At 67.4% G+C, this 12,173-nt stretch carries 2 protein-coding genes; both read left to right on the top strand.

The genetic code is table 11. The features are described 5' to 3' along the window. Positions 1 to 74 precede the first annotated feature (74 nt). The gene (locus JOF56_RS12855; protein WP_209637518.1) at positions 75 to 6,749 is read left to right on the top strand and encodes a LamG domain-containing protein; all 6,675 of its coding nucleotides are present in this window, start codon (positions 75 to 77) and stop codon (positions 6,747 to 6,749) included. 20 nt (positions 6,750 to 6,769) lie between these two features. Then, positions 6,770 to 12,160: an RHS repeat-associated core domain-containing protein gene (locus JOF56_RS12850; protein ID WP_307855074.1), complete on the top strand. Its 5,391-nt coding sequence runs from the start codon at positions 6,770 to 6,772 to the stop codon at positions 12,158 to 12,160. Positions 12,161 to 12,173 lie beyond the last annotated feature (13 nt).

The raw sequence follows: 12,173 nt of genomic DNA, 5'->3' as shown, positions 1-12,173 counted from the left end.
CCGGATGGTCTCACAATCGCCTCCGTTGCCGGGGCTTGCGTCTATGCGCCCCGGATCTGGGGTGGGGAGGGACAATGCGACTACGTCGTCGCGTAGTGATCGGCACGACGGTCACAGCTCTGGTGGGTTCGTTTCTGACTGTCCTCATAGGCAGCAGTCCGGTCGTTTCCTCACGGCCGACACCGGTTGCGGAGGCACCGGACACAGTGACGGCGATGGCCGCCGCGCGGTTGCAGGGGACCAAGGTCGAGGTCGCCGATCAGCGGACCGCGACACGGACCGTGTTCGCCAACCCGCGCGGGACGCTGACCGCGGAGCTGACTCCGGTCCCGGTCCGGACCAGGATCGCGGGCGAGTGGGTGGCCGTCGACACCGCGGTGGTGCGCCGCCCGGACGGTTCGTTCGGCCCCAAGGCGGCCGAGGGCGAACTCTCGCTGTCCGGCGGCGGGGCGTCCGCGCCGCTGGCGACGATGCGGCGAGGCGGCAAAACGCTTTCCCTGCACTGGCCGAATGCCCTGCCCACGCCAGTGATCTCGGACAACCAGGTGACGTATCCCGAGGTGTTCCCCGGCGCGGACCTGGTGATGTACGCCGACCGCGACGGCTTCCGGCAGCACCTCACCTTGAAGACCGCCGAAGCAGCGAAGAACCCGGCGCTCAGGGCGATCCGGATGCCCATGAAGGCCGACGGCCTGAAAGTGACGGTCGGCGAGGACGGCTCGCTGCGAGCGCTCGACGAGGCGGGCACCGAGCTGTTCAGCGCTCCACCGTCGATCATGTGGGACGCCGACCGCGAACAGGCTCCGATCAAGGTGTCTGTTGTGGACGGTTCGCTCGAACTCGTACCGGACCAGAAGTTCCTCGCCGACCCGGCACGGCGCTTCCCCGTGGTCGTCGACCCGACACTGCGGACGCACGACAAGACTGCCTGGGCCACCGTGCTTTCCGGCTACCCGAACGACAAGTACTGGAACAGCAGTGGCGACGGGACCTACGCACAGGTCGGGCAATGCCCGCGGGACTACCCGGACAGCTACTGCAACAGCATCGGCGAAGCACGGGCGTACTTCCAGTACGACACGGCATTCCTCTCCGACAAGGACATTCTCGGTATCTCGCTGACCGGGGCCGTGGTGTCCGGCCCCGAGTGCAACGAGCCGTGGCACGACGTCTACCACGTCGACGGCGACCTCTGGAACGGGATGACCTGGAACAACAAGCTGGAGGGCGCCCGGGTCGCCTCGAGCAAGGTGCCAGGCGTGCACAGCGGCTGTCCCGGCTGGAAGAACGCCGGGTTCGGCATCCCCGAGAAGGACATCGAGAAGTCGAGCCCGACAGTGTACTTCCTCAAGGCCTTCGATTCGGGCGCCCAGTCCGCGTGGCGGAAGTACAACCCGGCGGACATGAAGCTGAAGGTGACCTGGAACCGGGCGCCGTACGTTCCCGGCAACCTCACGACCGACCCGCCGCTGAAAGCGCCGTGCCACCACTGCGGCGGAATCCCCTACGTCGCTGACGACTGGATCACGCTGAAGGTTCAGCTGTCCGATCCGGACGGTGACGAAGTCCGCGCGCAGTGGCGGATCCACGACGGGGTGGAGACCGCGTGGGACGCCGACATGAAGGTCAACGGCTCGGTGCACGGTGCCGGTATCGATCTGCGTGATCGGCACGGCAAGACGATGAGCTGGTGGCTGCACGCCTCGGACGGCGCGACGTCCAGCGGCGCGGCCGGTGGCCAGTCGTTCGCCATCGACCGGGTCGCACCGGCCGTGGAACCGACCGTGGCCAGCGAGCTGTACACGGAGGACAACCGGTGGCACGGCAGCCCTGAGGTCAAGAGCGAGTTCGTGTTCGGTTCCGCCGGAGTCGGCGACATCGACCACTACCTTTACGACTGGCAGGATCCACCGGCCACGAAGATCAACGCGGAGACTCTCGGCGGTCCGGCACGGGTGAGCCTGGCGCCGCCGGCCGACGGACCGCAAACCCTTTACGTCCAAAGCGTGGACAGGGCGGGCCACAAGAGCCCGACCCGCAAGTACCGCGTCTACGTCCGAGCCGGGAACGGGCCGCTGGCGCAGTGGTCGCTGGACGGAAACGCCAACGACAGCGCTTTCCTCGGCGACCGGCACGGCGCGCTCAACGGCGGTGCGACCTACACCTCGCGGGGCGCAGCAGGATCCGCCGTGCAACTCGACGGCGTCGACGACCACGTGAACGCACCGAACGCGATCCGCAACAGCGCGGCGTTCACCGTCTCGGCCTGGGTGAACCTGCAACGCAACAACGGCGCCAGGGCGGCTGTCAGCCAGGACGGCACGATGTTCCCCGGTTTCGTGCTGTGGTACCGAGCCGAGGCGGACGGAAGCAATTCGCGCTGGGTCTTCGGCATGCCCAACTCGACGTCTTCGGACAAGGGCATACCGATGGCGGCCTCGGCGAGCGGCGTTCCGCAACTGAACACCTGGACGCATCTCGCCGGTGTCTACGACCCCGTGGCGCAGAACATCAAGCTGTACGTCAACGGAACCCTCGCCGCGACGACACCGCACACCGTCAAACCGGACTGGGCTTCCGGTCAGGTGCGGATCGGGCGCACGATCTGGGGCGGGAACCCGGCGGTCGACCACTGGCCGGGCGCGATCGACGAGGTGCAGATCCACGACCGGGCGTTGTCCGCGGCGGATGTCTCGGCGCTGGCCGGGGCGAGCAATGTCCAGGTGGCGCACTGGAAGTTCGACGAAACCGGGGGCACGACGGCACGCAACTCCGTCGAAGGCGGCGCTGACGCGGTGCTGCAGAACGGCGCCACGTTCACCTCGAGCGGCGCGGTCAAGGGCGGTCTCCGGCTGGACGGCATCGACGACGTCGCGTCGACCAGCGGACCGCTGCTGCGCACCGACCAGAGTTTCTCGGTGGCCGCGCAGGTCAAGCTCGACCGGAACGACGACGGTACGTACACCGTGCTCAGCCAGGACGGCGACCGGGCCTGCTCGTTCTGCCTGCAATACCAGAACGGCAAGTGGGTCTTCGTGTTCCCGCAGTCGGATGCGGACAGTCCGGCCGGATACAACTGGGTCGGCACGTCGAGCAGGCCGCCGGCCGGGGTATGGACCCATCTGGCGGGAACCTACGACACCGGCGACAACAAGATCCGGTTCTATGTGGACGGTGAGTTGATCGGGGAGACCACCCGCGTCACGCCGTGGCAGGCCAAGAACGCCTTCCGGATCGGCCAGACCGTCTCCGGCGGCGTCCCGGTCGGGCGGTTCCCCGGCACCATCGACGAGGTCCGTGCCTACAGCAGGGCGATCTCCCAGGACGAGGTCCGCGGCCTGGTGAGCCGTGACAACGTCACCGCTGGCACCTGGAAGCTCGACGGCAACCCCGACGACGCCAATGGGAAGCTGAACGCCAAGGTCAAGGGCGGCGCGGACTGGACATCCGGGCAGACCAGCATGCCTGACCCCGCCGATCTCGCGGTACGGCTCAACGGCACGAATGGCTACCTCGCCATCGAACAGAGCGTCGTCGACACGGACAAGAGTTTCACCGTGACCGCGTGGGCCAAGGTGGACAAGATCACCGGGCACCACACCGTGGTCTCCCAGCAGGGCCGGACGGCCAGCGGGTTCGACCTCGGCATGCTCCCCGACGGCCGGTGGGATTTCACGGTTTCGAAGATCGACGCGGCCGATGCCGCCATCGACCATGTGTCGGGCGGCGGCGCGCAGGCCGGGGTGTGGACCCATCTCGCGGGGGTGTACAGCAAGAGCAGGCAACGGATCGAGCTCTACGTCAACGGTGTCCTGGCCGGTTCGGTACCGCATCTCGACGGCGCGGACATCGAGGGGCCGATGCAGATCGGCCGGTCGAAGTGGGGCGGCGACGAGAACGCCGAGTTCTTCCCCGGCGCGATCGACGACGTCTCGGTCTACAGCCGGGCGCTGCCGGTCACGGAGATCCAGGCGATGGCCGGACGGGACCTGAGCCTGGCGCACAACTGGTCCCTCGACGATGGCGCCGGGACAACCAGCGGTGACGCGGCGGGCACCCGGCAGGTGACCCTGTCCGGCGGCGCGACTTTCGCGCCCGGACGGGTCGGCAACGCGGTCAAGCTCGACGGTGTCAACGACGTCGCTTCCACCACGGGCGTGGACATCCGCACCGACGCGAGCTTCAGCGTGTCGGCGTGGGTTCGCCTGGAGGGCAACGAATGTGACACCGACGTCACGCAACGGTGCCTGGTCAGCGCGGTCTCCCTGGACGGCGGTGAAACGCGGACATCAAGCAAGTTCCGGCTCGGCCACATCAAGGACGACGAAGGCCACGACGGCAACTGGGTGTTCGAGATGGCCGAAGAAAGCGGCACGATCACCGAAGCGGCGTTCGAGGTCGTCCCCGGTCAGCTGAACTCGTGGGTGCATCTGACCGGGACCTACGACGCCACGGCAAAGACGATCTACCTGTATGTCAACGGAGTCCGCAAGGACGACGGCACCATGCTCGGCCCCTGGCAGGCCAAGGGCGGGCTGCAGATCGGCCGCGGCTGGGAAGGCGGTAAGGAGAACGGTTTCTGGAAGGGGTCCGTCGACGACGTCCGGATGTACGGCGGTGCGCTGACCGCGGACCGCGTTTCCGCTTTGTACCGCGGCTACCCAGCGGTGGAGGGCTCGACGACGCTGCCCGTCGCGAACAAGGGGCGCTGGAAGTTCGACGAGAACACCGGCACCTCAGTGGGTGACTCGAGCGGCCGTGGCCTGACAGCGACGCTTCAGGGCGGTGCCGGGTGGCACACCGGACGCGATGGGACCACCGGCTGGTTCGACGGCGCCGCAGGCTATGCGGAGACCGCTGGGCCGGTGATCGACACCAGCGAGAGCTTCTCCGTCGCCGCGTGGGCCTTCCTCAAGGAGGGCACGCACTACGCGACCGTGTTCGGGCAGGACGCAGGCCGGGTGAGCGGATTCCACCTGCAGTACGACCTTGGCTCGAAGACCTGGGGCGTGGTGGCGCCGAAGGCGGACCAGAACGACCCGGACCTGCGCTACGTGCTCTCCACCGAGCCGGCACAAGTGGGTGGCTGGTCGCATCTGGTGATGGTGTACAACGCCGGGCTCAAGCAGGTGCGCCTGTACGTCAACGGTGCGCTGTCGGGAATGCAGTCGGACATCACGATCCTGCCGTCCGCCGGGAAGTTCTCCGTCGGCCGGTGCCGCTGGAACGGCAACAACGGCTGCTACTTCCCCGGCGGTGTCGAAGAGGTCAGGGCATACGGGAAGGCGTTGTCCGACGGCGAAGTCCGGCGGATCCACGACGACATCCTGCCCGCGTCGCACGGCTACTGGAGGTTCGACGACGGCACTGCGCGCGACTACTCGTGGGCGCAGAACCCGACGGCTGTGACCGGAACCGCGACCTACCCCGAGGGCGTGATCGGGAAGGCGCTGAAGCTCGACGGCAACTCGTATGCGCAAGCATCCGGGCCGGGTGTCACCATGCGGGACAGTTTCACGGTCGCCGCGTGGGCTCAGCTCTCGAAAGCGGACAAGGTCGCCACTGTGCTCGGGCAGGATGGCGTTCAGCACAGCGGGTTCGTACTGCAGTACCGGCCTGAGGTGAACCGGTGGATCTTCGGTGCGGCGCGGGAGGATTCGGCGAGCGCGGACCACACCCCGCTGGTGTACGCGAACTCGTTGCAGCCGCCGGCGTTGAACACGTGGACGCATCTGGCCGGGGTGTACGACTACCCTGCGCGGCAGTTGCGGTTGTACGTCAACGGAGAACACGTCGGCACCAAGGACAACGTGCTGTTGTGGACCGCGTGGGGAAGCTTCTCCATCGGTCGCGGCAAGGCGAACGGTGTCCCGTCCGGGTTCTTCCCCGGCGCGATCGACGAGGTCACCACTGATCTCGGTGTGGTGTCCCCGGACGAGATCCGCAGGCGCGCCGGCTGGCCGGAGCCCCCGGGCGGTCAGTTCGGCCGGTTCATCCGGACCGGCGGCGATCACCGGTCGGTCCTGCTGGGCGGGGACTTCTTCAGCAAGGCAGGGGGACTGCCGCCGGGTTACCGGTTCGAGAAGTCGCTCGGCATGATGCTGCCCTCGGCCCGGCCGGGCACCCAGCGGGTCTACAGCTGCCTGGCCGATGAGACCGACGCGTTCACCTCGGCCGATCCAGCCTGTGAGGGCAAGACGAAACTCGGGGATCTCGGCTGGGTGTACACGCAGAAACCCACAGGCGTGACAACGGTTCCGCTGTACCGGTGCCTGAGCAACGGCGAACGGTTCGACTCCTACCTGGCCGACTGTGAAGGCCAGCAGGTGGACGTCCTGATCGGCCACGTACTCGCCTACGCACCGCTGGCGCGGTACTACCACCCGCGGATCGGCGAGCACGACGTCACGACGAGAGGTACTCCGCCCGGCTACCGGTACGAAGGCACGTTCGGCCTGCTGGCGATGTCGAACGAGCCCGGCACACAGCTGGTCAAGTCCTGTGTGGACGGCACGGACCGGTTCCTGTCACTGGATCCGGCCTGTGGCGGGAAGACCGTGTACCGCGACATCGGCTACATCTGGACGCAGCCGCCTGCCGGGCAGCCCAGCATCCCGCTGTACCAGTGCACGTTGAATTCCGGCCCGTCGACAGGTCAGCTGTTCGTCTCCGCCGAGGCGAACTGTGAAGGCCAGACCGTGCGCGGACAGCTAGGTCATGTTCTCCGCGCGGCACCACCCGCGGTATGAGGCGACGTAAGGGGATGCTCGTGCGGAGAACATCGAACACACGCCGTGGTATCGCGTTACTGATCGCAGGTCAGCTCGCGGCGTCGCTGATGATGGTGGCGGCGCCTACGGCGTCCGCTGCAGGCGGCCCGTCGGCCGGCCTGGAGACGACCGCGTCGACTCCGGTGCAGAAGCAGGAGCGGGTCGCGCCTGAGAAGGATCAGGCCACGGCGAGCCAGTTGTCCGGTGACCAACCCGCCCGGACCAGCAAGGAAGGCGCCGGGTCGACCGAGGCGACGTCGTTGTCGCCGTCGGCGACCTGGGCGGTTTCCGCGCACACCGGGGACTTCACCTGGTCGTATCCGATGCGGGTGCCGCCCGCGGCGGGCGGGCTGGAACCGGAACTGTCGCTGCGCTACCGGTCGTCCGCTGTGGACGGTCGGACCAGCGTCACCAACAACCAGCCGACCTGGGCCGGTGACGGCTGGGACCTTTCAGCCGGATTCGTCGAACGGACCTACGGCGGCTGCGCCTCGGACACCCAAGGCGGAACCACCCCGCCGAAGACCGGCGACCTGTGCTGGCGCAGTGACAACGCGATCGCTTCGTACGGCGGTAGCGGCGGCATGCTGATCCGCGACGACGCCAGCGGGCAGTGGCGTGCCCGCAGCGACGACGGTTCACGGATCGAGCGGCTCACTGGCGTGGACAACGGGGACAACGACGGCGAGCACTGGCGTATCACTACAGTGGACGGTACGCAGTACTGGTTCGGTTCCCAGCCGGACTCGCGGTCCACGTGGACGGTTCCGGTATTCGGCGACGACGCCGACGAGCCTTGTCACGCCGAGACGTTCGACGCATCGCATTGCGTGCAGGCGTACCGGTGGAACCTCGACAAGGTCGTCGACCGCAACGGCAACGTGATGCGCTACTTCTACGACACCGAGACCAACTCCTACGGAATGAACCTCAAGGAAGCCGCGGTTTCCTACGTCCGCGGTGGCACCTTGGCTCGGATCGACTACGGATTGGCCGACGGCGTGACCACACCGAGCGGCCGGGTCGTGTTCACCACGGCAGACCGGTGCGTTCCAGGCAGCGCCTGCACGTCCGACAAGCCGGACAACTGGCCGGACGTCTCTTGGGACATGAAGTGCGACACGGCGACCTGCAAGGACAAGTACTCGCCGTCGTTCTGGACGACCAAACGCCTGGCGTCGGTGACTACGCAGGTCCTGCGCGGCACGGCGTACACCGACGTCGACCGGTGGGATCTCGACCACCAGTTCCCGGATCCCGGCGACGGTGAGAAGGCCGCGTTGTGGCTCAAGGGGATCAAACACACTGGGTTGGTCGGCGGGACCGCCGAAATGCCATCGGTGACCTTCCAGGGCAAGGCGCTCTACAACCGTGTGGCGACCCCGGGCGACGGCGTCTCGGAGCTGATCCGCTACCGGGTCAACGGGATCGTCTCCGAGACCGGTGGCGTGACCTCGGTGGAGTACGAGTCCGAATGCAAGGCGGGCGGCCCGATGCCGGCCAACGCCGAGACCAACACCATGCGCTGCTTCCCGGTGCGCTGGGCCAAGAAGAACCATGCCGAACGCACGGACTGGTTCCACAAATATATGGTCAAGCAAGTCAACCGGTCCGACCGGTTGAGGGTGCATGGCACCACGACGTCGACGTTCACCGACCAGGTCACGTCCTACGAGTACCTGGACGGCGCCGCCTGGCACTGGGACAGCTCGGAATTCACCAAGGAAGACAAGAAGACCTGGAACGAGTTCCGCGGCTTCGGCCGGGTTCGTGTCCGCAGCGGCCGGCCGGACGATCCGGCGGGTCCGATGACCATGGCCGAGCAGCGGTTCTACCGCGGGATGGACGGCGACAAGCTGCCGTCCGGAACGCGGCAGGCCACCGTGACCGACTCCGAAGGCGGGGTGCGGGCCGACGCGGACTGGCTGAGCGGTTTCGGTTTCGAGTCCGCCACCTTCGACCGTGAGGTCGCCTCCGGCCAGCCGGATCCGGACCGGGTGCGCAAGTCGATCAGCGAGCCCAGCGTCCAGGGGCCGACGGCCACCCGCGGCTCCTTCCGCGCCTATCAGGTCAATCCCGGCGTGCAGCGGGACTTCACCGCGCTCTCGTCCGGTGGATGGCGCACGACGAAGACCGAGACGTTCTATGACGACCGCAGCCTGCCGATCAGGGTGGACGACCAGGGCGATCTGTCGACGGCGGCCGACGACCGGTGCACGCGCACCGACTACACGCGCAACACCGACAAGTGGCTGCTGAACCTCGCCGGCCGGGTGGAGACCGTATCCGTCGCCTGTGGACAGACGGCTGTATTCCCCGCGAACGCGCTTTCCGACACCCGCAACACATACGACGACAAGGGAAACCTCACGAAGGTCGAGGTCGCCAAGGAACGTCCAGCCGCCGGGGCGGAGTTCGTCACCGCGGCCACGTCCGAGTACGACATCCACGGGCGGGCCACGGCCACCACCGATGCGCTGGGCCGGACGACGAAGACGGCGTTCGTCCCGGAGACAGGCGGCCCGGTCACCCAGACCGTGAGCACGACCCCGGCGACCGCGGCCGTTGCGGCCGGGCTGGTCACCACGACCACCGTGGAACCGGCCTGGGGCCTGCCGACCCTGGTGAACGACCCCAACAAACGCAAGACAGAGCAGGCCTACGACCCGCTCGGCCGCAAGACGAAGACCTGGCTGCCGAACCGGTCGAGGACGAGTTACCCGAATTCGCCGAGTGCCCAGCACGAGTACCTGGTCCGTGCGGACGCGCCGACCGTGGTCTCCACAACGAGGATCGGGCCGCGAGGGACGGCCTCGACCAGCGCGGTCATCTACGACGGGCTGTTGCGGGAACGCCAGGTCCAGGCCCCCGCGATGGGCGGAGGCCGCCTGCTCACCGACACCCGATACGACACGCAGGGCCGGGCATGGAAGTCCACGCAGCCGTACTTCCAGGACGGAGCCGTCGACACCGACCTGTGGGTGGCGTCGGACGCTGACGTTCCCGGCCACACCCGGAAGCTCCACGACGGCGCCGGGCGTGCGGTCGCTTCGGTCTACTTCGGTGGCGCGAACGAGAAATGGCGGACCACAACGGCTTACGACGGTGACCGGGTGCGCGTGACCCCGCCTGCCGGCGGCATCGCGACCACCACGATCACGGATGCCAAGGGCCATACGACCGAACTGCGGCAGCACCACGGCCCCACGCCCGACGGCGGCTACGACGCCACCGTGTTCACCTATACCAAAGCGGGGAAGCTGGAGACGGTCACAGATCCGTCCGGCGCGTTCTGGCGAAACGGTTACAACCTGCTCGGCCAGCAGACCACCCGCGAGGATCCCGAGACCGGGACGTCGGTCATGACCTACGACGCGGCGGGGCAGCTCGCCACGATACGTGATTCGCGAGGCAGCACGATCGCCTACGACTACGACACGCTGGGGCGCAAGACCGGGAAGTTCGTCGGGCAGATCGGCGGCACGAAACTGGCGGAATGGACCTACGACACGGTCGAAAAAGGCCAGGGAAAGCCGGCGGTTTCGACGGCATGGACCGATGGCAAGGCGTACTCAAGCGCAGTGCTCTCCTATGACGCCCTCTACCAGCCGACCGGCACGTCGGTGACGATCCCGGAGGAGGAGGGACTGCTTGCCGGGACGTACAACAGCTACGCCGGGTACAACCCTGACGGCAGCCTGTCCAGCCTGTCCTACGCGGCGGCCGGGGACCTGCCTGAGGAGACGGTCAACTACGTCTACCACGACCTCGGGCCGATCAGGTCCAGTTCCGGCGGCTTCGATGGCGTCACCACGGAACACGTCACTGAGACCGAGTACACGCGATACGGAGAACTGGCACGGATCCAGCTCGGCGCGGGAACGAAACGCGCCTGGCTGTCGCAGTACTACGACACCAACACCCGGCGGCCAACGCGGTCCATTGTGGACGCCGAGGTGGCGTCGCCGATGCAGTCCGACGTCCGCTACACCTACAACCCGGCGGGCGCGATCACCTCGGTCGCGGACCTTAGTTCGTCTACTGTGGATACTCAGTGCTACGGCATGGACCAGCTCGGCCGGATCACCGAGGCGTGGACGCCCGCCGCGGGGACCTGGTCGCAGGAGCAGGGCTGCCGGGAAACGCCCAGCGTCGGCGGCCTGCGTGGACCAGCGCCGTACTGGCATTCCTACACCTACGACAAGGCAGGCAACCGCAAGACCGAGACAAAGCACGCAGCGGCCGGGAACACCGTGCGCACCTACACCGGCAACGTGGCGGGCCACGCGCACGCGCTCGGTTCGGTGACCACGGCGGGACCGGGCGCGAGTGGTCCGGCCAACTATGCCTACGACGCGGCGGGGAACCTTTCCAGCCGGACGACCGGAGCAGTGTCCCAGGCACTCACCTGGGACGCCACCGGGAAACTGACCAAGGTGACCGAAGGCAACAAGACGACTTCGTTCGTCTACGACGCCTCCGGAACCCGGCTGATCCGGCGCGACCCCACCGCTACCACGCTGTACCTGGGCAGCCAGGAGATCAAGGTCGCCACCGCGGGCGGCAACCCGACCGCGACCCGCTACTACCAGCATGGCGGGAAGACGATCGCCATGCGGCAGGGCACCGGTCAGCTGACCTGGCTGGCAGGCGACCACCAGGGAACCTCGCAGATCGCGATCAAGTCGGATACGCAGGAGGTCGTCCAGCGCCGCCAGCTGCCGTTCGGCGATCCTCGTGGCACTGCGGCCGCCTTCCCCGGCGAGCGTGGTTTCGTAGGCGGCACAACGGATGCCAATACCGGGTACACGCATCTCGGTGCCCGGGAGTACGACCCGGACACCGGCCGGTTCATCTCGGTCGACCCAGTCCTGGACCTAGGAGACGCGCAACAGCTGAACGGGTACACCTACAGCAACAACAGCCCGGTAACGCGTAGCGACCCGTCAGGTCTGCTGTCCTGCCCGGACGGTGACTGCCGGAACGGCAAGAGCGGATCGCGAGCACCGGCGAAGCCCACGCCCACACCGCCGCCTGCCCCCAAGAACAACGCCGCACAGCCGGCCGCGAGCCCGCCGAGCCAGGTTCCGTCCAAGCCGGTGAAGCTGTCGAGGGTCGACCAGCAGGTCTGGCGGGCGGAAATGTGGGAACAGGCGATCGTCGACAAGAGCTGCTACGGCGGCCGCAGTGTGGTGCTGATGAGATGCATGGAAATGAAGGGACAGCCGACCCGGTCCTTTGAAGAACTCAAGGCTCAGCTGGACAGGAACAACCTCGGCATCACCGCCAACTCACCGGCTGCACATACCGTGAACGGTGCCAGTGCCGCGGGTACCGAGGTGTCAAAGGGCATCGGCGACGACATCCGCGATGCCGCGTCCGGCCGCTGAGGTCTGGTTGCCT

This window comes from Kibdelosporangium banguiense (assembly GCF_017876405.1).
Lineage (GTDB): Bacteria > Actinomycetota > Actinomycetes > Mycobacteriales > Pseudonocardiaceae > Kibdelosporangium > Kibdelosporangium banguiense.
Note: the sequence above shows the minus strand (reverse complement) of the source record. Positions and strands in the feature narration are given on the sequence as shown.